Annotated in this window: 21 protein-coding genes and 1 pseudogene; 1 reads left to right on the forward strand and 21 read right to left on the reverse strand. The window is 41.7% G+C overall.

The annotated features are described in order from the left end of the window. Positions 1-121 precede the first annotated feature (121 nt). The gene (locus tag RCH62_RS05690; RefSeq protein WP_270285325.1) at positions 122-727 is read right to left on the reverse strand and encodes a hypothetical protein; all 606 of its coding nucleotides are present in this window, start codon (positions 725-727) and stop codon (positions 122-124) included. A gap of 235 nt (positions 728-962) precedes the next feature. Here RCH62_RS05690 and RCH62_RS05695 point away from each other — a divergent pair, with 235 nt between their 5' ends. Beyond that, positions 963-1,658 carry a VIT family protein gene (locus tag RCH62_RS05695; RefSeq protein WP_306474821.1) on the forward strand — a complete coding sequence of 232 codons (696 nt, stop codon included), beginning with the start codon at positions 963-965 and terminating at the stop codon, positions 1,656-1,658. A 29-nt stretch (positions 1,659-1,687) separates the two neighbouring features. On the opposite strand, the gene RCH62_RS05700 is transcribed toward RCH62_RS05695, so the two are convergent. The 20 genes and pseudogenes from RCH62_RS05700 to RCH62_RS05795 form a co-directional block, all read right to left on the reverse strand. Beyond that, positions 1,688-2,227 carry an NADPH-dependent FMN reductase gene (locus tag RCH62_RS05700; RefSeq protein ID WP_306474822.1) on the reverse strand — a complete coding sequence of 180 codons (540 nt, stop codon included), beginning with the start codon at positions 2,225-2,227 and terminating at the stop codon, positions 1,688-1,690. 147 nt (positions 2,228-2,374) lie between these two features. Further along, positions 2,375-3,226 (reverse strand): annotated as a pseudogene (locus RCH62_RS05705) (VOC family protein). A gap of 146 nt (positions 3,227-3,372) precedes the next feature. Then, positions 3,373-4,974, reverse strand: coding sequence for a type I restriction-modification system subunit M (locus RCH62_RS05710; RefSeq protein ID WP_154853296.1), 1,602 nt, complete (start codon positions 4,972-4,974; stop codon positions 3,373-3,375). 21 nt (positions 4,975-4,995) lie between these two features. Then, entirely contained in the window at positions 4,996-5,289 is a 294-nt protein-coding gene (locus tag RCH62_RS05715) for a helix-turn-helix domain-containing protein (protein WP_021144391.1), read from the reverse strand. Beyond that, positions 5,279-5,644 carry a type II toxin-antitoxin system RelE/ParE family toxin gene (locus tag RCH62_RS05720; RefSeq protein WP_306474823.1) on the reverse strand — a complete coding sequence of 122 codons (366 nt, stop codon included), beginning with the start codon at positions 5,642-5,644 and terminating at the stop codon, positions 5,279-5,281. Before RCH62_RS05720 ends, RCH62_RS05715 begins: the two co-directional genes overlap by 11 nt. Positions 5,645-5,874: 230 nt before the next feature. Beyond that, positions 5,875-7,737, reverse strand: coding sequence for a DUF4435 domain-containing protein (locus RCH62_RS05725; RefSeq protein ID WP_154853302.1), 1,863 nt, complete (start codon positions 7,735-7,737; stop codon positions 5,875-5,877). Positions 7,738-7,746: 9 nt separating this feature from the next. After that, a complete protein-coding gene (locus tag RCH62_RS05730) occupies positions 7,747-8,937 on the reverse strand; it encodes a restriction endonuclease subunit S (protein ID WP_154853305.1) in 1,191 nt (396 codons plus the stop codon). A gap of 33 nt (positions 8,938-8,970) precedes the next feature. Further along, positions 8,971-10,257 carry a hypothetical protein gene (locus tag RCH62_RS05735; RefSeq protein WP_154853308.1) on the reverse strand — a complete coding sequence of 429 codons (1,287 nt, stop codon included), beginning with the start codon at positions 10,255-10,257 and terminating at the stop codon, positions 8,971-8,973. Between the two features lie 41 nt (positions 10,258-10,298). Continuing rightward, positions 10,299-11,426 carry a hypothetical protein gene (locus RCH62_RS05740; RefSeq protein WP_154853311.1) on the reverse strand — a complete coding sequence of 376 codons (1,128 nt, stop codon included), beginning with the start codon at positions 11,424-11,426 and terminating at the stop codon, positions 10,299-10,301. 100 nt (positions 11,427-11,526) lie between these two features. Continuing rightward, a complete protein-coding gene (locus RCH62_RS05745; RefSeq protein WP_154853314.1) occupies positions 11,527-12,105 on the reverse strand; it encodes an HNH endonuclease family protein in 579 nt (192 codons plus the stop codon). Between the two features lie 10 nt (positions 12,106-12,115). Further along, a complete protein-coding gene (locus tag RCH62_RS05750; RefSeq protein WP_306474824.1) occupies positions 12,116-15,109 on the reverse strand; it encodes a type I restriction endonuclease subunit R in 2,994 nt (997 codons plus the stop codon). 126 nt (positions 15,110-15,235) lie between these two features. Next, on the reverse strand, positions 15,236-15,601 hold the full coding sequence (locus RCH62_RS05755; RefSeq protein ID WP_154853320.1) for a TIGR02328 family protein: 366 nt from the start codon (positions 15,599-15,601) through the stop codon (positions 15,236-15,238). Then, positions 15,602-15,979, reverse strand: coding sequence for a YbgA family protein (locus RCH62_RS05760; protein ID WP_154853323.1), 378 nt, complete (start codon positions 15,977-15,979; stop codon positions 15,602-15,604). 506 nt (positions 15,980-16,485) lie between these two features. After that, positions 16,486-18,354, reverse strand: a complete 1,869-nt coding sequence (locus RCH62_RS05765) for an ABC transporter ATP-binding protein (protein WP_306474825.1) — start codon at positions 18,352-18,354, stop codon at positions 16,486-16,488. After that, a complete protein-coding gene (locus RCH62_RS05770; RefSeq protein WP_306474826.1) occupies positions 18,344-20,092 on the reverse strand; it encodes an ABC transporter ATP-binding protein in 1,749 nt (582 codons plus the stop codon). Before RCH62_RS05770 ends, RCH62_RS05765 begins: the two co-directional genes overlap by 11 nt. 285 nt (positions 20,093-20,377) lie before the next feature. Beyond that, the gene (locus RCH62_RS05775; protein WP_306474827.1) at positions 20,378-20,530 is read right to left on the reverse strand and encodes a dTDP-6-deoxy-D-glucose-3,5-epimerase; all 153 of its coding nucleotides are present in this window, start codon (positions 20,528-20,530) and stop codon (positions 20,378-20,380) included. A 258-nt stretch (positions 20,531-20,788) separates the two neighbouring features. After that, the gene (locus tag RCH62_RS05780) at positions 20,789-21,934 is read right to left on the reverse strand and encodes an FtsX-like permease family protein (RefSeq protein WP_306474828.1); all 1,146 of its coding nucleotides are present in this window, start codon (positions 21,932-21,934) and stop codon (positions 20,789-20,791) included. Positions 21,935-21,937: 3 nt separating this feature from the next. Next, positions 21,938-22,618 carry an ABC transporter ATP-binding protein gene (locus RCH62_RS05785; RefSeq protein WP_306474829.1) on the reverse strand — a complete coding sequence of 227 codons (681 nt, stop codon included), beginning with the start codon at positions 22,616-22,618 and terminating at the stop codon, positions 21,938-21,940. Then, entirely contained in the window at positions 22,615-23,190 is a 576-nt protein-coding gene (locus tag RCH62_RS05790; RefSeq protein WP_003002793.1) for a TetR/AcrR family transcriptional regulator, read from the reverse strand. Before RCH62_RS05790 ends, RCH62_RS05785 begins: the two co-directional genes overlap by 4 nt. A 144-nt stretch (positions 23,191-23,334) precedes the next feature. Further along, positions 23,335-23,672: aldo/keto reductase (locus RCH62_RS05795; protein WP_306474830.1), on the reverse strand; the 338-nt coding region annotated here is incomplete at its 5' end.

Consider the following 23,672-nt stretch of genomic DNA (forward strand, 5'->3'; position numbering starts at 1 on the left):
GGGACGACGAAATCGAATTCTAACGAATTACCGATTTCTGTCCCACTCTCTCTTTCTTTATTTCTTTTCAGATCCAATCTGTAGCTGTAGAAACTGAGTCCCCACAGAGAAGACAGAGACCTTAGCTACTCAAACCTCCAACAAACTTATAAGCAGTTACCAAAGCATTTGTCATGGTATCACGGGTTGCTTTGAAGGCCTCGATAAAGGCAGCACGGTGCTCTTCTGGGAATAGCGTTGTATCATCTCCAAATTGAGCAAGTGTTTCATTCACAGAAGCCAACTCTTCATCCATCTTCTTGATACCAGGTTCTATGGTCTTGAAGTAAGATTCTTGTTCAGATTTTGGCAACTTTTCACCCAATTCATTGGCATGCTTCTTATAATTTTCAGCTAGTTTAGCATAAAGCGCCTTGATTTCCCCAATGGTTTTCGCATTTTCAATTTCCTGATCTGTTACCAAAACAACTTCTGGAGCTGTTGCTTGAGCACCAGAGCCTGAAGTAGACTGACTAGAAGAGCTACTTGTATCATCTGTCAATTCAAATTTCTTTGAAGAAAATGATTTCTTCTTAGATGAGGATGTTTTCTTAGAGGAAGAAGATTTCTCCACCTTGCTTGAAGACTTCTCTGAAGAAGCCTTTGGTTTTGCAGTTTGATTTCCCGAACATGCGACCAAGGTCAAAACCGAGAGAAGGGTAATACCGCTTGCGACTAATTTTTTCATGGTTGACTCCTATTCATAATTCATTTATAGAATTATATCTAAAATTATTTCGATTGTCAAAGCATTATAATATCTTAGCTCCTTCTGCTGACGGTATATTTTTAAGATGAGATAAACCTCCTACCCTCTATAGTCCTTTCTTAAATTGTCGGACTTTTATCATTTAAGACAAAAGACTTGCTAAACTAATTAATTTTAATTATAATCATTCTAAATAAGAAATCAGGAGACAAGTATGACTGAAACAAAACATGGCATTGATGCTTCATTTAACGATCGCTTAAATATCTTACGAGCTGGAGTGCTCGGTGCCAATGATGGCATTATCTCAATCGCTGGAGTTGTTATCGGGGTTGCCAGTGCGACCAGCAATCTCTGGATCATCTTTCTATCTGGCCTCTCTGCGATACTAGCCGGTGCCTTCTCTATGGCGGGTGGAGAATACGTCTCTGTATCCACCCAAAAGGATACAGAAGAAGCCGCTGTCAGCCGAGAGCAAGCCCTTCTGGACCGGGATCCAAAGGCTGCCTGCGACTCCCTCTATGCAGCTTATATCCAAAATGGGGAATGCGAAACGGCTGCTCAAATCATGACCGAGCGGGCCTTTCTCAAACACCCTCTCAAGGCCTTGGTGGAAGAAAAGTATGGCCTGGAGTTTGAAGAGTTTACTAATCCATGGCATGCGGCTATATCTAGCTTTGTTGCCTTTGTCCTTGGATCCCTTCCTCCTATGCTGTCCATCATTCTCTTACCAAAAGAAATCCGGATCCCAGCAACGGTGATCATCGTCGCCCTTTCCCTTCTTTTTACTGGCTACACTAGTGCCAAGCTAGGAAATGCCCCTACCAAGCAGGCTATGATCCGTAACTTGGTCATCGGACTACTAACTATGGGTGTTACCTATCTCTTCGGACAATTGTTTAGTATTTAAAAAAGCTGAGACAAAAGTCTCAGCTTTTTTTACGCTTCCAATAGAGCTTGGGCTTGTTTTTCCAATCCTGCGATTGCTTCGTCTGTCAAGACCAATTCACCTGTTTCCCAGGCTTCTGGGTTAACGGTTGTTCCTGTGAAGTCTCCCACTACTTGGGTACGAACGAATGGTAGGAGGGCTTGGTAAGCCGCAAACATTGGCTCGTGTCCTGCATTAGCGACTGAAGAGACTGTTACGATCTTGTCTTGGAGGGCAGATGGACCACGAGTTTCTGATAGGTCAAGGGCACGGCTGAGCCAGTCGATCAAGTTTTTCACCACACCTGGAATGGCAAAGTTATAAACTGGTGAGAAGATCCAGATGGCATCCGCCGCAAGGACTGCATCACGCGCCGCTTGCACTGCTGGCAAGGTTGGCGTTTCCAAATCTTGGTTCATCATTGGGATGTCTTTGTAGTCCAAGTAAGTCACTGTTGCTTTTCCTTCTAGGATGCTTTCTGCTTTCTTAGCCATTTGGTGGTTGAAAGATCCTTGACGAAGAGATCCGACGATAAATAGAATGTTTTTCATAGTTGTTTCCTCTTTCTGTTGTAAGTTTATATATTACAAAAACTATTATACACGGCCTAGATGTAATGTCAAGAATTACATCTTGAACTATCACTAATTTTTACTATTTTTGCTTTTTCTTTTAAAAAGCCTAATTTATCAAGCTTTCTAACCCTTTCTGACGCGGGTCACAATCCCATCTGGGTCTGTAAACTCGAGCTCACTTGAGGTCAGCCAGGTGACAGGTGCCCCCTGCTCTTTTGCTCTCTCTGAGATGGCGACCAGGTCTTCTTTCTGTTCTACTTGGACGACGTAATAGGCTAGGCCAGGAAGTTGGGCTTCGCGTTTAGATAAGTGCTTGCCACCCCACTCATTGACTGCTAGGTGATGATGGTAGTCTCCAGAAGCGATCCAGCTGGCTGATGGAACCGTGAACTTATCTGACAGGTCTAGCACCTTCTGATAAAAGGCTGACGCTGCTTGGCTATCTCTCACAGTGAGGTGGATATGACCCATGCGGGTAGCAGACGCTATCTGGAAGGGCTCCACCTTGCGGCCCATCTCATAGATTTCTTGGGCAGAGAGCTCCTCCGTCACACCGATGATACGGCCATCCTCACGGATATCCCATTCTGCCACTGGCTTATCCCGGTAGAGCTCAATGCCGTTGCCCTCTGGATCTTCAAGATAGAGGGCTTCGCTGTAGCCATGGTCGGCAGCCCCGACAAAGGGAACCTTCAGCTCAGCCATATGCTTGAAGACATCCGCCAAGTCCTCCCGACTAGGTAGGAGAATGGCCATGTGGTAGAGACCGTAGCTAGCCTTAACAGACTCGGTCCAATCCGTTTGGATCAGGTGGACCAAGGGCTTGCCTCCAGCCCCAAGCAGGACTTCCTCCTCATTCTAAGACAAAATCTCCAACCCCAGAATCTGGGTGTAAAAAGCGGTCTGGCGAGTCAGATCCTTCACATTGAGCACTGCTTCTGCCAGGTAAATCTTGCTATTGTAGGCGTAGGTCATAGGTGTCTCCTTTTCGGTTTTTTTGTTGTAACTTTTTGCATTACATCATTATACACTCTTTTATAAAAGAAGCAAGAAAAATAACTCGACAGAAAATCCCTCCTTAGAAAACTAAGGAGGGAATTGTCTGTTAAATGTATTAAGAACTAACCCTTAAACTCTTGGACAAATTTCTTGAGTTCGGCATCAGCTTCTGGTGTCGTTCCATGAAGCTGGCTGAGCATGTCTAGAAGAGAGGCTGTCTGGGTCTCAATGGTTGCGTTGGTCTGGTTGATCTTAGCCACGATTTCTGTCAGTGGCTCTACTTCTTCTTCCTCAAAGGTATCCACATAGCGTGGGATATTGAGGTTGTAGTCATTCTCGACGATCTCCTCAAAGCTAGCTAGATGGGCAAACTTATCCATGTCCTCTCTACTCTTATAGGCCTTAAGGATCTTCTCGATATGGGCATCCGTCATAATATTCTGGTTCTTGCCCTTGTCAAATTCCTTAGAAGCATCGATAAAGTAAACGTCCCGATTGGTCCGATTCTTCTTGAGAATGATGACCGTCGTTGGGATGCTGGTATTGAAGAAGATATTGGCAGGAAGACCGATCACGGTATCAATGGCTCCTTCTTCCAGCAAGGCCTTGCGAATGGTTCCTTCAGCATTGCCACGGAAAAGGACCCCGTGAGGAAGGACGATAGCCATGACACCCTTGTCCTGCTTGAGGTGGTAATAACCGTGCAAGAGAAAGGCGAAGTCTGCCTTGGATTGAGGCGCGAGCTTGCCAAATGGGGAGAAACGAGGATCTTGGAGGAAGCCAGAGCTTGCAGACCACTTAGCTGAGTATGGTGGGTTCATAAGGACCCCATCAAAGTTAGTCGGCTCTTGGGTCGGCCAGTCTTCGTCCAGTGTATCGGCATTGTGCAAGAACTGGTTTTCCACCGGAACCCCGTGTAGGATCATGTTCATCCGAGCCAAGTTATAGGTAGAGGTATTGAGCTCCTGACCAAAGTACTGGACGGTTTGAGGCTGGTGAGAATACTTCTTGGCATTGAGCAAGAGGGAGCCCGATCCCATAGTGGCATCGTAGAGGGTAAAACCCTGCTCGTCTTCACGCCCTAAAAAGGCAATCTGGGTCATGAGCTTGGCTACAGGCTGGGGCGTATAGAATTCACCAGCTTTCTTACCTGAGTCGGTCGCAAACTGACCAATCAAGTACTCATAGGCATCCCCAAGCATATCACCCGCATGACCTGCCACATCCAGCACTGCTAGCTCTTTCATGACTGCACCGACTACAGAATTTGCTTTTTGAGGTGATGCTCCTAGCTTCTTGGAATAGAGATCAATGTCCTCAAAGAGGTTCTCGTAGAGATCATCACATTGCTCGATGTCTCGGAAGCCCTGAGCTAGATCTTCCAGTTGGAAGGTCCCTTCATTGACCCGGTCTACCAAAGCTGTAAAGGTCAAGTCAGGCTTAAGAAAATAATTAAGCTCATCGTTGACGACGGAGATCAGCTCCTCTTGAGAAGCTGGATCCTCATAGTAGGATCGGTAAAGCGCCAAGGCTTCATCCAGACTCTCTGTCTCCTCCTCCATGGTCTCTGCCACGAAGAAGAGCAACTTATCTGAGAGGTACTTGTAACAGATCATCCCCAAAAGGTAAGACTTGTAGTCATTGGCATCCATCTTAGAGCGGAGCACATCCGCTGAGTTCCACAGGGCTTGGTAGAGCGACTGGGAGGTTTGTGTTGTTTCCATAATAATTCTTTCTGATTTCTTTTAGACCTTTTCTTGTTCCAGTGGGACGACGGCGAGGGTCTTGCCCAGACTAGCTAAGACTTTCAAGACCGTGTCCAATTGTGGACTGGTCTTGCCTGTCTCCATCCGAGCGATGACCGGTTGACTGACCCCACTGAGTTCTTCTAGTTTCTTTTGGCTAATGCCCTTTTCATGCCGAGCCTCAATCAGCTCTGTCATAATCGCGACCCGCAGATCACTTTCCAGGATTTCTTCCTTGGTGAAGAGCTCTGCTCTCACATCTTTCCAATTGCTGCCGATGGCACTATTCTTCATCTCTTAGCCCTCTTTCCTTCAAATCTTGCAACTCCCGCTTGGCTTTCTCGATCTCTCGTCTAGGTGTCTTTTGCGTCTTTTTGACAAAAGGATGCAGTAAGACAAAACTCCCATCCAGCCAAGCCACGAATAAAATCCGATCCCGCAAGGGTCTCAACTCCCAGATCTCTGCATCCAGATGCTTGATGTAGGGTTGGCCAGCACGGGTTCCATGCTGGCTCAACAGTTCAATATAGTCGTTGAGCTTGTTAAGCTTTATCCGGCTGTCCTTTTTATCGCGACGAGCTAAGTCCCGCATGTAGTCCAAGACCGGTTGATTCCCCTGTTTGTCCTTATAAAAATAAATAGCGTGCACAAAGCAACCCCTTTTCGAATTTATTATAACTCTAAAGTTATTAAAAGTAAATACTTTTAAGTTATTAAACACTAAGGAGCGCCTTTGAACGAATCAAAGGGGCTCACTTATACTATTCGAAAAATGATGTGCTTGTGAAAGATTATAAGGGAAATTTTTGAAGGTTAGATAAACATATCTTGTAAGAGTTTTTTAGTATTTAAAGTGAGGAGTATAATAAACTAACGCCCTTAATTATTATTAAGTAAAGTTACAAGTTCACCAAAATATTTGTTTCTCAATAAACTTTGCAACTCGGGACTTATTGTAATCCTATTTATTGATTTATTTTTAAAGTCGCGAATGATTAGAGCATCCCCTAGTTGATTGATAATCTCATTTTTTAAGTTACAAATCTTTAAAATTGATGCAAAATCTGATGAAATTATACTTTTATCAACAATAGAAGTTATATTTTCAACTGTTGAAGTTACATTAAATCTAGTTACTAAACCTTCTAAAAATTCTTGAGCATCATGTTTAGTTGGTTTATTCTCCTCTATAAAATGACTTTCCATAAATTCATCAAGTTTCTTTTTTAAGGCGATACTTACTATCTTCTCTTTATTTTCTATACATAGACTTTTAATAGCTTCTTGGAATTTATGTAATTTTTGCTCTTTATCTTGATCGTCTGATGCCAAAACTGACTTTACTATTGCTTCATCAACTAGAAGCATCTCTATCTCATTAAAAGGGAGTACAAAAATATTTTTCTTTTTATATTTTGCAATTTTTGCATCCTCCATCCAATCGTAATCAATAATGCCATATGCTTTATTTCCATGCATTTTGTTTAAATTATTATAGGCCTTAGTATGCTGGATGACTTGTTTATGTCCTTGTACTGGTTTTACAAAGCAAAATTTACTGAATAGCTTAGAATAGATTTTATAATCTATACTAGTTTTAGTACCCTCACAAAATAGTATTGGTTTCCTTGTACCAGAAACTTCTGTTAATAAGGATAAAGGAAATTCTTGAGAATCTTCCAATCGTTCATAATCTAAGTCATAAGGTGCTTCAAATTTCTTGCACCAGATATAGGTAGCATTGGTTCTTGATTGAACAAAGTCCATATTATGTGAAGCGAAGACAAATTGGCAATCAGATCGCTCTGATATGAGCAAATCCCACAATTCATTGTAGATTGCTGCATTTAAGAAGGTTTCAGGTTCATCGACAATGATATAACTATTTTCTGGAGCTAGCAATACATTTCCTATATAAAACAATATACAACGTTCACCATCACTTAAACCATTTATACTATATCTAGAGCTATTTTTTTCAACTTCGACAACTCTATTATCAGGTTCTAGGATAAATTTTATTCCGGGTGATATTAAGTTCCAAACCTGCTCTACCCTATCCCATAAAGCCACAGGTAAATTTTTTTCTCCTCGTGATTTACGAGTAACAATATTTGCATAATCTTTTACCAACAACGTTATCAGTTTGGTAAAAGAACTTGAAAAATCATCTTCGATATTATGGGTCTGTATTTCAATCGTATCATACTTTATTTCTGCTTCTTTTAAATCTGCTAAATATTTTTCTTTATTGATACTATCACGACCAAAAGCATTGGATACAAAATATAATACTTTTTGAGCAGGAAGAACAAACATCTCATCTATACTATTCTTCCGTAATTCATTAATAAGACTAGTTTTTCCAGCTCCGTTAGCTCCTATAATAACTGTTGTTGAATCAACTTTTGAAATAAAAGAAAAAAGTTTAATTATATTAAAATTCTCAAGAATTTGGGGCAGGTTTGATTCATATAAATAAGCGTCTCCTCCAAAACAAAAGTATATGCTTTCAAGCCAATTATCACGTAGATTTTTATACTTTTCTGTTACATTATCAGACAAAAATTTATCATCTAATTCTTTGTAAATCAGGCCAATGAGTGCTGATAAATAAGCATCTGCGTGCTGGTAGTGAATCTCATAAGCATCTCTTAAATCATGTAGTTGATTCAAATTTTCTTGAAGTCTTACCTGTTCAGATTCTAATTTTTTAATTAATTCTTTAATAGAACTATACATAACTTTCCCTTAAATAAACATATCTTGCAAGAGTTTCTTTTTGAGTGTTTCAAGTTGAGAAATCTTTTCTTGGTGAGCAGAGATGAGGTTATCGAGGTTACAGAAGTAGGAACCGATGGCTTGTTGTTCTTCGTATTTTGGTAAATACAACTCATATTCCCCATATTCCTTACCATTAACTCCTGGTTGCCCAGATCTTTGAGAAGTTACTTTTACATACTGTGTGAATCTATCAGTCAATGTATTTTGAAAAATAAATTTTGAATCAAATTTTTCTTTTATTCGAGCACGAATCAAGAAACCGGCAAAATAAACTTTGCCATCTTTTATGTCATAAAGATACGTTTTCCCAACACTTGCACCAGTACGAGCAAATAATATATCTTTCTCGCACAATAGATAGTTGTCGCATTCACTTACGTTAATGTCTGGAGAGGTTATACTATCTTCTTTAAATTTACGAGAAACGTCATCAATATCAGTTATACGAATATATTTATTTTCTCCATCAAATTCCTTAGCTGAGGCATTTAATCCGTATTCAATACTATCAGTTACATCTTTCAGCTTAACTTTTTCCCACTCACCTTCAAATCCATCCAAACGAATCTCAGGAACGGTCTGGCCAGTTTTGGGAAACATCTTGGAAAGCATGGTCACCTTGAGAGATTGGTAGTTGGCAAGATTGTCCTTGTAGCTAGCCAGAAGGTCGTCGAGGGTGCTAAAAAGGAAACCGATAGCGGATTGTTCTTCTTGACTTGGTATCATAATTTCTGCAGATCTAATATCTCCTGAATTAATACTTTCAAAAGTTGAACCTGTAGAAAATTTCGCCCAATAGTTAGATTGCTTCATTTTTGATAATAAATAAAAGAGGAAATCATTACCTTTAATTGCAGCCACACCTCGGCCCAAAACTACAGTATAGTCAGTCTTTCCTATATCACCAACAGGTGCTCGAACACTTAAAATTAAATCACCCTTTTCAGCTAATTTAGTAACCTGAGTAGTCCAAACTCTTGGAACCACTCTACCATTCTTCATGTCTGCATTACCTTGAACTAGGATATAATCATTAGGATTATCAGTATAGTTTTTACTATCCGGTGATTGACCCATTACAATGGGTGCTTTTTCTGTTAACTTAACATTTTCCCAAACATCATTATATTTTTTAAATCTTATTTTTAATTGTCTCATTTTAATTTTTTTATACCATAATTGGTTAATCTGCTACGACTTTCCAAAATTTTCGCTTAAAGATCCATATGTTGCATCATCTGGCGAAAAAATTATTCCTTGTTCTGAATAACTAGTATACCAAGTTTCTGATAACCTTTGATTATTCAATTGACTCAATGTCAGAATATCCACTGCTTGATAATCACTAAATTCTTTAAAGTCAGAGATAAACTGAAAATAATTTTTTAAACCAATTGGAGTATCTGCTAAAATACCATGCAACAAAAATATTGAACCATTATTAATTAATTCTCCTATTCTTTTTGCTAGATAAAATTGTGTTTCATTTAGTTCAAACCAGCTTTGAGGAATGGATTCAACTGTACCATAATTTTTTGTGCCTGTTTCGAAATCAGTTAACTTAAATGAATTTGAATATGATCTGGATAATTTCCCAAAAAATGTCGCAAAGTAGTCAGATAGTCTAATAAATATATCCACTTTGGAATCTAAATCCTCAGTAACTTCAATACTTGTAATATTTTTTGAAACTAAGAGTTCTTTGAAGACAGTACTCACTTTAGTTCCTTTATCAAAAGAAATTATTTTTTTATTTTTATAAACTTTCTCAACTATATCGATAATAGCATTACTTTCAAATGTATAATCCCACTTATAAGTAGCTTTTGTATTAAATTTAACAATACCACTATCGATAAGAGAGTATAAATTTTCTCCTACTAACCATTCATTCCTTTTTAGTTTATGTTGTTTCAAAGAACTATTCATCTCGTAAATTGCTTTTTTTATTTTATAATCTGTTTGAGAATCTTTTCTACTAAAAAAAACTTTACGTAATCTTTCATTGTAATGATTTTTGAAATATTTCGAAAAAGAATACCTAATTTCTCTATCATCATCAATCGGTATATATTTTTTCGAAAAACGATCTATATCAACTTCAATACTATCATTTATGATATATTCAAATTTATTAAAAACTACAAGAAAAATCTGGATTTCAAATTCTTCAATAAAAGCAAGTAAATCTAAAAGAAATTTTGTAGCGTCCTCAGATAAATTCTTTAATCCAATTTTTTTAGTAAGTTGGAAAAGTACCTTGCCTTTGGGTTCATCTTCTTGACAAGAAAAATATCTTTTTTCTAAATTTTTTAATTTATTCTCTGCATCATCTAAACAAGATGTATTAATCATCAGAAAGGATCTAACATATTCTCTAGACAAACCTTCGTTATCAATATTTATATTATTTTCTTTGTTAGTAATACTCTTATCATGATTTGATTCATCAGAGTATATGTGAATTTTTCCTTCCATAATTATTTCCTTCTATTTCGAATCATTATAACTGAAAATTTTTAACAAAATTCAACCATTTTATAAATAACTTTATTAATTTTTATAATTTCTTCACTTATTACTTTCATAAAATCATTGAATTCAACCCTACTATTAAATTCAATAAACTCATAAAAATATTTTTCTGGAATTGAAAAGATGGAGTCATCTACTCCTTCAATCTTATAATGAAAGATATTATTCCTTAAGACACTATCTTTGTCAAAATAATTTTCTTTAACCTCTACAATTTCCTTCAGCTGCTTTTGATACTTTTCATTTGGAAATTTGTTAATAATTTTTTTAATAGTGTTAACACTTACTAAATATGTTTGTAGTCTTGACCTATGGTATAATAGACCGCCACTTTGGAACACTAGTGGTAAAACATTGATAATAAAATTATTCTGGCAAAGAATATTAAATAATTGTAATTGAATTTCTATAGGTAGATCACCCTTTAATACATTTCTGCGTTTTTCATCAATTAGAAAGTAATCATTATATGCCAATTTTAAACCTATTAATTGAATTTCTGATGCTTTATTAATCAAACATGATTTACCAGATAACCCTATAATAGTATTTATGAATTGTGCAAGTGATTTAGAAAATTCAAAAACTATTTCTTGAACTTCGTTTTCCCATACTTCAAGTGAGTCATAATCTTCAAAATTAATCACATCTGAAAGATATAGAGATTGCTGAATCGTATTTCCATATGGTAAATCATTTATTGTAAAAATTCCAAAGTCACATTGTCCAAACAGATAAACAAATCGTTTTTGCATGTCGTTATACTCCGTTTGAAGTATTTTATTAAATTCCAATGAAATTTCATGCAGTCGTTTACTAGCTTTAGCTATTTTTTTATCAGAGTATAACTTTAATCCAATTCTTGAACTTTTTATTAATGTATCAAAGTTATACCTCCCTATTTTGATATTATTAATATGTACGTCTTCATATTCAAATATCTCAAACCATCCATGACAAATAGATGAGATGATTGGAATTAAACCAATATAAATTTCATCATTGTTAACTTTATCTTTGGAATTATAAATCAAATTTAAAATTTGTCTCAATTCTATAGTTTCCTGTAATAAAATGGATTTAGATACCTTATGTAGATAGTTATTTTTCATAATTTAGCCATTCTAACGCTATTTTATCTTACATATTGTTATTTTATATACTTACAAAGTATAAATAACAAAATTAAAAATCATCTTCAATATTTTTGTATTATATTTTTAGTACTTTTTTGCAATAAACGTCAAAATTATCGTTTATAATTTTACCTAAATCATTTATTAAATCAATTGATCGATTTTCAATATCAGATTTCTCAAAATTATCTGTTCTAAAAACTTCGTTAATGTAAAACTTTGACTCAACTTTATCAAGTAATACTTTCTTTTTTTCTACAAAAGTTTCATTTGAGATTTTTACATTTGTATCCCTGTGCAATAAAGTTAAATTTCCTAATTTATTCTTGTAACAATCCCCGTTTTCAAAATCACTTTGAGGTATAATATGTTCCAACTGCCAAATCAATTTACCCTTATGATCTAATTCTGTAAAATCTACTGATCTCCCATTATTTTTATATTTCTCAATACTAATAAGCAGAAAACGAGTGAAATGAACATTGGTTCTTCTATAATAATTAATTCGATCTCTCTGTTCATCTTCAACAAATTTCTGAATTACTTTTTTATTGTCATTAAATTTAAAGTAATGGTGCTTCTTTTCCTGTTCCTTAAAATATTTTAGAAATCCATTTCCAAAAACTGTTTCAAAACTATCTAATAATTTATCCACATTATCTCCTTTACCTCCCCACTCTTAGTGGTTCAATCACTTCTTCAATCAGTTGGGTATAGGCTTCTTTGATTTGTTTTTTGTAGCTGAGTGGGTTGAGAGCGTCTGCTACTTCTGCCTTGTAGTCTTTGTAGCGTTGGCTCTTGGTCAGCTGGCTTTCACCGGCTTGTTTTTTGGCGCCTTTGCGGTAGTGTTGGATATAGTAGCGCAGTTCGTCGGCTCCGATATACCAGTTTTTGGCAAAGCTTACGATATGGCTATCAATAATGGATTCGATCATCTGGTCCAAGACTCCGGTGATAGATTGTCCTCGGTAGCGTTCGGGCTCTTCTTGGACTTGGGTCCAGAGGTTTTGGATGATCTCCGCTAGGCTTGGATTGGTCCGGTTCAGGCTCTCGATATAGCTATCCACGGTTGCGATATCCTTGTCACTCAGGCTTTGATCGTCATTTTCCTCCTGCTGGATCATACTCTGGATCAGCATCAGGATATAGGCATAGTTGATCTCATCGACTTGGACAGACTCTAGTTCATAGTGGATGTCCAGCTCATCCTCGCTGTCCACTTCTGGATCCCTGCTCTTGATCTCCGCCAGGATATTTTGATAGAGGCCTAGATAGGCTTCGAGCTGGCTGTCGCTGAGACCCGTTTCCCGATAGATCTCTTCCTTATCATACTCTGAGTAGACTCGGATCGAGGCTTGGTACTTGTCAAAGACCTGATAGGCTTTAGCGACCTTGCGGAGCTGGGCTGTTGGGGCCTGCTCGAGGGCGATCCCCTCTTCTTCGAAATCAGTGACTTGGCCTTTAAACTCTGCCCAGGCTTTTAAGAAGTTGCGCTTCTCTTCTTCCCAGCTTGGTGCTAGGACCTCATTTTCTCCCCCATTAGAGTAGAGCTTGAGGGCATTGTCGACGGCTTCCTTAAAGGCTTGAGGACGCTGGAAGGTGATGATATGGCCGAAGTGCTTATTGTCATCAAAGATCCGATTGGTCCGGCTAAAGGCCTGGATCAAGTCCTGTGGGCGCATAGGCTTGCGATCGATAAAGAGCGTAGAAAGACAAGGTGCATCAAAACCAGTCAAGAGACGGTCAACCACGATGACCAAGTCCAACTGCTCATTGCGATAGAGGTACTTATCCTGCTTTCTAGCCAGGCGATTGTTGACATCGGTGTTAAAGCCCCGCAGATCCGCTAGATTAAAATGCGTACCAAACTCTTGGTTGTAGTCCTCCATGACCTGTTTCATGTGGTCTTGGTAGCCGATGGACTCTTCCTCATTTTCAGACACTGAGTAGGTGATGGTAAACTTTGGAAAATCTGGTAGGTGGCGTTTGACACGTTCGGAAACCTTAACCCGCTCCTTGCCAGCTAGTATGCTCTTGAGCAGATTGTAATAGGCCTGTGCTCGTGGGATGGACTTAACCGTCAAGATAGCTTCATAGCTCTTTCCGACCCCTTTTGGGATATTGAGCTGTTGCTGGCTCTTATTGAGGATGGCATCGAGAACTTCTAGCATGTGCTCCTTGTCCTCATAGGCCTGGTCTGGGATCTCTTCTTCTAGCAGATCAGAAATGATGGTGTTGCGGTAGTCAACCTTAAAGCCCAGAACAGCTCCATCATGGATAGCTTCCTTGACGGTGTATTCATGCAGGCGATCACCATACTGTTGGTGGGTAGTCTGAGCCAGGTCTCCCACTTGCTTGCGTTTGTTTTCCTTAAAGATCGGAGTTCCTGTAAAGCCATACCAGAGAGAGTTCTTAAAGTAGGCCTTGATCTCCTTTTGCGTCTGTGGGGTGACAGCCCGGTGACACTCATCCACGACAAAAGCCACGCGCAGGTCCTTGATCTTCCCAGCATCCCGCTGGTACTTACCTTCTTCAAACTTACGCATCATGGTCGTGATTTTCTGGATGGTCGTGACTACCACGCGCTTGTCATTGCCCCCTAGGCGCTTGACCAGTTCATGGGTATTGTCCGTCTCGTCGATATCGATGACATCATTGGCCGCATAAGAGAGGAAGGACGAGGTCGTCTGTTGGTCCAAGTCTCTGCGATCGACGACAAAGATGGTCTTTTGGATTGCTGGAATCTGCAAGAGATTGCGCGCTACCTTGTAAGAGGTCAGGGTCTTGCCTGATCCGGTCGTATGCCAGATATAGCCCGACTCTTGACGGCGAGAAGCTTCCTGCACAGCCTCTATGGCATGGATCTGGTAGGGACGCAGAAGGATGAGGGCCTTCTTGCTATCGTCGATGACGGAGTACTGCATGACCATCTGGTGGGCCCGAGGGATGGAGAGAACCTCATGAGCAAAGCTGTTGAGATCGATCATGGGTTGGTTATCCTTGTCCACCCACTTGGTCAGGAATTGCTTGTTTAGCTTGCTTTCACGCGCTGCAGCGATATAGCGTGTGTCGACTTTATTGGTCACGACAAACATCTGTAAGCTCGAGTAAATCCCCCGGAACTTGCCTTCACGGTCGTACTTTTTGATCTGGTGAAATGCATCAAGAAAGGCCACTCGTGGACTCTTGAGTTCGATATGGATGAGAGGCAGGCCATTGATCAGAAGGGTCGTATCGAGCCGTCGATCCTGGTCTAGCGGATAGGCCTTGTCACGTTCGACTTGGTTGACCACTTCGTAGCTCGACTTACCAGCTGCGATATTGTCCCGCCAGATGACTGCTAAGCGGATGGTCCCTAGACTAGCATCTTCACGCTGGACTTCTACCTTGGCGATGCCATTTTCACCAGCAAGCCACTTGGCCGCTTCATAATAGCTAACAAAGTTAAGCTGGTTCTTGATCTGGCGCTTTTCCTGATCAGTCAAAGGATGGTCCGCTAGCACAGCGACATTGTTTTGCGCTAGCTTGTCAAAGAAATTGTCCCATAACTGGTCTTCGTTCTTGAGATCCTCGCGATAAGTCCACTGACTCTCTCCTGATGTCAACTGCTGGATCAACTGTCTTTCAATCTCAAGTTCTGGAGTTGCTACTGCCTTCATCCGTCTATCCTTTTCCTGTACATAATCTCCTATTATTATAGCATGTTTGGGAAAGAAATTAACGCTTTCAAAGCATTTTGTTGGGCTTTAGCGTAAAAAAACGAACCTGGTCTGGTCCGTTTTTTCTTAGTTTAGTTGAATCCCTTTTTCTGCTAGATTGTCCAGGCATTCTTTAAGGTAAGTAGCCTGGTGTTCGGGATAGATAGGGCTGCTCAAACCTTCTTCTTCCAGCTCTGGGTAGGCTGGGCAGGTCTTGCCTCGGTAGGTCGGCTCCCACCATTCTGGGCTGACCTTGTAGCCACGAGCGGTCATCTCCTCCATAATCAGGCGGTGATAGGCATAGAGGCGATAGGGCGAGTAGTCAAAGACATAGTTGACAGTCGCATGCTTCTTGCCCCAGCCATTACCTCGAAGGGCGCAGCATTCCCGGTGTTGGCCGAGAAGCTGGGGACGAGGGAGTTTGCTAATCAAGTCTTGGTGCCACAGTCTCATCTATTGACCTCCTAATAGTGTCGAGTCTTGCAAGTAGCGATTCGGGTAGCGCTCTAGGAGCGTCTGGATCCCCTTGATGAGATCCTCTTGGTTTGCTTGCCCATGCTGGTATTTCTCAAGTAGCAGCATAAAGTCGGCCTTTTCCTCAGGAGTCGCCTGCTTTTTGAAATAGCCCCAGATATGCTGGAAGGCATTGGAGACCTGGCCACGATTTTCCGGCAAGGCTAGCGCTTGTTGGATCAGGTCCTCGACGTGACTGACATCAACCTGGTCTTGCTTGAGGTATTCCCGGATCTCCTTGTAAATGTTGCTGGAATGACTCAGCACCAGGTATTTATTTTTCGCCCATAGGACTTGGCAGTGATGTTTTTGATCCACTCGTGTCTCCTTTTGATCTTCTCTATGAATAGTCCTCCCATTATACCACGGAAATGAGTTAAGTCATAAAAAAAGCGAACCTACAAGGCCCGTTTTTTCTCTCCGTTATATCTATCAAAGGGAGGCTTTTAACTGTTCTAGCGTGTGATTAGAAAATAAAGAGCGAAGGGGCTCAAAACGAATTGAACACGGGCTGCGGATTGTGTCAAAAGCGCAAAATACATTAGTACTATATCCAAGACACAGTAGCTGATTGAATTCTTCTCTCGCCTTTTAGCTCGGAAAAATCCTAATCAGCCTTGTGGGGGCAGGACAACGAAGCAATCCCATACAACAGTGCTTCTGTCCTGCTCCCTATTTTTACTTTATCCGCAGACGCCCTTTGTATCTTGATTTAGTCTTGGAACTTCTTCGAAGTTCGCTGACGTCCGATCTCACCTAAGGAAAGTTTCAAAGACAAGATTATCCATAAGCAAAAAGTCTGAGACTCACTCAGACTTTTTGTATTAATCAATTTCAAGGCCACCGGTGTAGAGGCGGTAGTAAGTCCCGCGTTCTGCCATCAAGGAAGCGTGGTTACCTCGCTCGATGATGCGTCCCTTGTCCATGACCATGATCACATCCGAGTTGACGATGGTTGAGAGACGGTGGGCGATGACAAATACGGTCCGTCCAGCCATCAGGCGATCCATCCCTTCTTGGACCATCTTCTCTGTCCGTGAATCGATTGAGGAGGTCGCTTCATCAAGGATCAAGACCGGTGCATTGGCCAAGGCAGCACGCGCAATGGCAATCAGCTGACGTTGACCGTTTGAGAGACCGGCTCCATCATCGTTCAAGACGGTATCGTAGCCTTGGTCCAAATGTTTGACGAAGGAATCCACATTGGCAATGCGGGCTGCTTCCAGGATTTCCTCCCGGGTCGCATCTGATCGACCATAGGCGATATTTTCTGCGATGGTTCCAGTGAAGAGGTGGGTATCCTGCAAGACGATCCCTAGCGAGCGACGGAGCGAAGCCTTCTCGATCAGCTTCACATCGATCCCATCATAGGTGATAGATCCTGATTGGATATCGTAGAAACGGTTGATCAAGTTGGTAATGGTGGTCTTTCCTGCTCCTGTCGCACCGACAAAGGCCACTTTTTGCCCCTTGTCTGCGTAGAGGTTGATATCATAGAGGATTTGGTTTTTCTCATTGTAAGAGAAGTCTACATTGGTAAAGACGACATTTCCGACCAGTTTGACCAGTGCGTAGTCACCATTTTCCCGAGGGTGTTTCCAAGCCCAGAGGTTGGTCTTCTTATCAGTGATGACCATGCGCCCATCGACCTCTTCATAGTTGACCAAGGTGACTTTCCCTTCATCCACTTCGACTTCTTCATCCAAGAGATCAAAGATCCGATCTCCCCCAGCCAGAGCCATGAGGACAAAGTTCAACTGTTGCGATACTTGGGTGATAGGCCCATTGAAGGAACGGTTGAGCTGGAGGAAGGCCATGAGGCCACCAATGGTGAGGCCACTAATGCCATTCAAGGCGAAGATCCCTCCGACCAATGAAGTCAAGACGAAGGAGACATTTCCTAGGTTCCCCAAGATTGGCATCAAGACATTGGCATAGCGGTTGGCTTGATAGGAAGATTCAAAGAGTTGGTCATTGATCCGCTCAAAGGCTTCAATGCTTTCCTCTTCGTGGACAAAGGCCTTGACCACCTTTTGACCAGCCATCATCTCTTCGATAAAGCCATTTTCAATCCCTAGGTTCTTTTGTTGATCGGCGAAATAGCGACCAGATTTACCAGAGATATCCTTGATGACATAGGCCATGACACCGACCATCGAAAGAACGAGAAGGAAAAGAAGCGGGCTAATCACAATCATGCTGACGGCTACACCGATAATCGTGATGGCAGATTGAAGGAGCTGCGGGATAGACTCCTCGATCGCTTGGCGAAGAGCGTCGATGTCATTGGTATAGATAGACATGATGTCCCCGTGTTGGTGGGTATCAAAGTACTTCACAGGGAGCTTTTGCATACGGGCAAAGAGCTGGTTCCGTAGCGAGCGAAGCGTATCCTGAGACACTGTCGCCATAATGAGGGAGAAGCCATAGTTGGCCAAAACTCCCACCACTCCAATCACAGCTAATGTCGATAAGAAAGTTAAGAGGGGGCCAAAATCCTTGCTTCCACTATCCAGCATGGGTTGGATGTATTGGTCCACCAAGGCACGGATGGAGGACGTAATATAGACCGTAGAGAGGGAGGCTGTCACGATAAGGGCAGCTGCTAAGAGAAGGACGAACTTATACTGTTTCCACATGTAGGCCAGCAAGCGCACGAGAGAGCCCCAGCCAGCTTTTTTCTTATTCTTCATCTGCTTGTCCTCCTTTCCCTTGGGTTTGCATGTCATAGACTTCACGGTAGATGGCATTGCTCTCAATCAAGTCGTGGTGAGTACCAATCGCATCGATCTTACCATCATTCATGACCACGATCCGGTCTGCATCTTGGATAGAAGAGATCCGTTGGCCAATGATGATCTTAGTTGTGTCTTTAAGACTGGTTGCCAATCCTTGCCGGATCAAACTATCGGTCTTAGTATCAACGGCCGAAGTCGAATCATCCAGGATCAAGATTTTTGGATTCATCAAGAGGGCTCGGGCGATACAAAGACGTTGACGCTGACCACCTGAGACATTGGCTCCACCACGCTCGATCATGGTATCATAGCCATCCTTAAAGTTCTGGATAAATTCATCCGCTTGAGCAATCTTACAAGCTTCCATGATTTCTTCATCCGTCGCATCCTTATTTCCCCAGCGCATATTTTCCTTGATGGTACCAGAGAAGAGGACATTGGTCTGAAGCACCATGGCAACCTGCTTACGCAAATGATCCAAATCATAGTTCCGCACATCCTGACCAGCGACCTTGACGCTACCAGACTCTACATCATAGAGACGAGGGATGAGCTGGACCAGACTAGACTTACCGGAACCAGTTCCCCCAAGGATTCCGATTACTTCACCCGAGCGAATGCTAAGGTTGATATCGGACAAGACATGGGCCTTGTCGCCATTTTCATCTTTATAGGCGAAGTCTACATGATCGAAGGTAATAGAGCCATCTGCTACTTCTGTCAGACCATTCTCAGGAGAGACGATGGTTGACTCTGTCCCAAGGACTTCATTGATCCGCTCTACAGATGCCATAGAGATGGAGAGCATGACGAAGATCATCATAAACATCATGAGAGACATGAGGATGGTCATGACGTAGGCAAACATAGACGTCAGCTCACCTGTCGTAAAGCTTCCAGCCACGATGAGTTGGGCCCCGATCCAAGAGATCAAGATAAAAGAAGCATACAAGGACAGCATCATGGCTGGACTACTCAAGATCACGATGCGAATGGCCTTCATGAACATGTTGTAGATCAAGCGAGAAGCCTTCTTAAACTTGACCGTCTCTTCTTCTTCTTTGACATAGGACTTGACCACGCGCATGTTGGTAATATTTTCCTGGATGCTGTTGTTCAAGTTATCATAGGCGTCAAAGACCTTGGTAAAGAGTGGATAGACAATCTTAGTGATCACACCCAAGACCAGCCCCAAGAAAAGGGTAATCCCGACAAAGATCATGGCCATCTGCGGATTGATCAAGTAGCTAGCAACAATGGCAAAGATCAAGTTGAGCGGTGCACGCACACAGATCCGGATGACCATCTGATAGGAGTTCTGCACATTGGTCACATCCGTCATCATCCGGGTTACCAGACCACCTGAGGAGAAGCTATCGATGTTTTCAAAGGAGAAGGTTTGGATCTTTTTGAAGATCGCCTTCCGTAGATTCTTAGCAAAACCGGCTGATGCAAAAGCCCCGTAGCGAGCCGACTGCATCCCACAGAAAAGAGAGAGAAAGGCGAAGACCAACATGAGGAGACCATAGGTCAGAACCGTGGTCATATCCCCCTTCTGAACCCCCTTGTCCAGAAGCGTCGCCATAATGAATGGAATAGAAATCTCAAACATGACCTCAAACACCATATAGAGTGAGGCTAGAATAGATGGTTTCTTGTATTCCTTGATTTCAGCAATCAATGACTGAAGCATAGTTACCTCCTAAAAATACTAGTTAGTAAAGTTTTCTTTAGCTGGCCGTCCATCTCAGAACAAAGAAACAGTCCTTCGTTCTGAGAGGATTGCGCCTGTAAAAGAAAGCTATAGAAAGAGAAAGCGCCCTGACAGCGTTACTGTAGGGACGACTTTCGTTATTCATACTATTTAGTATAGAGGAATATGGAAGAAAAATCAAACATTTAGGTAACATCACTAAAGAATATTCCAATTTGGCCATCTTGAAACCTAGTAAGCCAGATTTCTATTTAAACCGTATTCCTATTCACTCGTACTGAGGGACACCCAACTCAAGGCCGCAGCTCCTATACCAACCACAAACTGCAAAAGTATCCCCACAGAGATAAAGGACCATTTATTGCGCCAGATTAAGTAAAAGGCCCCCTTCAGGTCCTGCCAATAACTCCGTTTCATGCTGTCTCTCTTTCCTTTCTTTTATTCCCCTAGAATAGCGGAAAAGCCTCTCCCTGTCAATGATTCTACAAGAAAAAGGCTGGGACAAAAGTCCTGGCCTCTCAATTGTCTTTAGATTGTCGAGCAAGACGCAGTGGTTGAGTGGGCTCTACTACGCTGATTTCATCAGCTTTTACAGCCCTACTCAACTATGCGGAGGTGGGACGACGAAATCAAATTCTAACGAATTACCAATTTCTGTCCCACTCTCTTTTCTATTTATTCAGCTAAGAGCACTTCTTTAATGGTTTGTTTTTGGAGTTTTCTGTTGGATAGATAAAAGAGGCTTTCGTAAACCACAGCAAAACCAATCAAGGTCCAAAAGCACACATTCCCATCAAAGTGATGCTCAATCTTTTCAGGAACCGTATCTTTGATCACACCAATCAAGATTTCCATGATGCCATATTGATAAGCTGTCCCAAGAACAAATCCTAAATAAGCCCAAAAACGATAGGGAGCGAGAATATGACCTTGGCATTCACGATCGGTGTAGCCAAAAGCCTTCATAAGAGCCAAGGTTTCGCGGCTTTCTGAGACCACAATCCCCAATGACAAAAAGAGAATCGAGAAAGAAAGGATCAAGCCAATCATAATCATCATGGTTTGGATGATGTCATCTGTATAATCTCTTAAGCCAAAGGACAATTGAACCATGGCCGCAAAACACATGGAGCCAAAGACCACAAAAAACAAGATCGATTTTCTCCCCCAAATCAGAGATGAGGACAGCTCTTTTAGGAAGTCTTTGTCTTTCTTGGGAGCCTTCTTTCTCCTTTTGACCTTGATCGGACTTGGAGACTTTTTCAATAAGCGAAGTGCCGGCGTTTGGAGTTGTCTTCTAGCATAGCCAATCGCGAGAATCATAAAGAAGGTCGTTGGCAGGATCACCAAAGCAAGCAAGAGCTGCCAATGAAAATGAATGGTGATTTCTGGCAAAATCCCCTTCTCATTACGAAAGTCATAAAAATGTCCCATCATGAGAAATGAAGCGAAATAGCCAATAAGCGCTCCAGCTCCAAAACTAAGTCCAAAGGCCCAAAATCGTTTAGCCAACTGACCATTGCTATAGCCCAAAGCCTTTAAAATCCCTAATTGTTCCTTGTGGTCATCGACAAATTGTTTGATATAAAAACACATGAGAAGGACCGACGTCAAAGACAAGACGACCCCACTGACCATGGCTACCATCCAGGAAAGCGAAACCTGGGCATCATAGTAGGTCTGCATCATGGGATTGGTTTTCGAAATCTCTAACTGTTCGATATCCAGGTAAAAATTCAAGAAGAGATTAGCCACAAAGACCGCACAAGCCCCAATGATACTGACGACAACTAATTTTCGAATATCTTTTACTGAAAACATGGCTTACCATCCAATCTCATAAGCAGTCTGAGGCTGATCATTGGTCACAACTTCGGTAATCTTGCCACTATTGACACGAATGATGGTTCTTGCCATATCCGCAATATTTTGGTTGTGCGTCACCATGATGAGGGTAAAGCCCAGTTTTTCCTTCAGTTTCCAGATATAGTCGAGAATCTTACGCCCTGTTTCTTCATCCAGGGCCCCCGTCGGCTCATCTAAGAAAAGAATCTTTGGCTTTTTGGCCAAGGCCCGAGCAATGGAGACTCTCTGCTGTTCCCCACCAGACAATTCACTCGGATACTTGTCCAGCTTATCGCCAAGCCCCAAATCCTCGATGATCTGCAAAAAATCATGATTGTTTGCCAGGTCAGCTCCCATCTTTACATTTTGTCTGACCGTCAGATTCGGCAATAGATAATACTGCTGGAAAATAAAGGCAATCTTCTCCCGTCTAAAGGCTGTCAATTGAGCATCTGTGAGTTGTGATAAATCTTGTCCTTGAATGAGGATATGCCCTTCGTCTACCTTTTCTAAGCCTGATAACACATTTAAGAGAGTTGATTTCCCCGATCCAGAAGGGCCGAGGATAACCACATCATCCTGGTCTTGAATCTGCAAATCAATCTCCTTTAAAACCTTGGTTTGGCCGTAACTTTTGTGCACATTTTCTAGTTGAATCATTTCTTTCCTACCATTTCTTTGATGAGAGATTGACAAACCTCTGTCAGTAATCCAATCACTTCTTCCATGCCGAACTGGTAAATACCAGAAGCAACCATAGAGGCCATCCCGTGTGAGTAGATAAATAGATGCTGGTACAAGCGACTAGCCTCCTCTACAGTCAAAGGATAGTCTGCGACAATCGAATCCAGAACCAATTGGTAACTATGATCCTTCATGGGAAGAAAATCTTGAAAGCGACGAATCGGATCTTTGCTAGGATTTTGGAAAAGCAATTGAAAGAGTTGGGGTTCTTTTGAGGCGAAAAGGATATAAGCAACCCCGACAGATCGGAAAGGTTTCTCATCTTCTAAGGCCTTGCGAATATACTCCACCACGACCATCTCCGCAGCACCAATAACCTCTGCTTGTAACTCAGCCATATTAGCAAATTGCCCAAAAATGACTCTCGGTGTGGCTCCCAGTTTCTCCGCTAATGCTCGAGCAGTTAAACTAGCCATTCCCTCTTCTCTCACCAATTGTAAAGCTGTCCCAATGATAGCCTCTTTACTAAATTTAACCTTGGGTGGCATAAGACTCCTTTCGCGCAACATTCGTTGCGCAACACTTGTTGCATAAAGATTACCATAAAAAAGAAAGACTTGTCAAGAAAAAACTGAAAACCACAAAAAAACCAGACCACCGATAAGAGTGGAATCTGGTTTACTAACAAGATTCTAAGGCAAATCATTTCCCGCCGCCAAGTAGATTTGATACCATTCCTTGCGAGTTAGGGTGACTGTTGCTGCTTTTCCTGCTTCAAGGACATGCTGGGGCTTGGTCGTTCCGATGACGGACTGCATCTTACCCGGATAGCGGAGGACCCAGGCAAGGGCGATAGCTGTCGGTGTGACCTGGTATTTTTTCGCCAAATCATTGAGGACGTGATTGAGAGCCGCAAACTCTTCTTTACCGACAAAATTCCCCTTGAAATAGCCATGCTGGAGAACAGACCAGGCCTGAATCACCGTATCAGTTAAGCGACAATACTCAAAGACACTGCCATCTCGCACGG

This window comes from Streptococcus sp., from assembly GCF_030825805.1.
In the GTDB taxonomy this organism is placed as follows: Bacteria; Bacillota; Bacilli; order Lactobacillales; family Streptococcaceae; genus Streptococcus.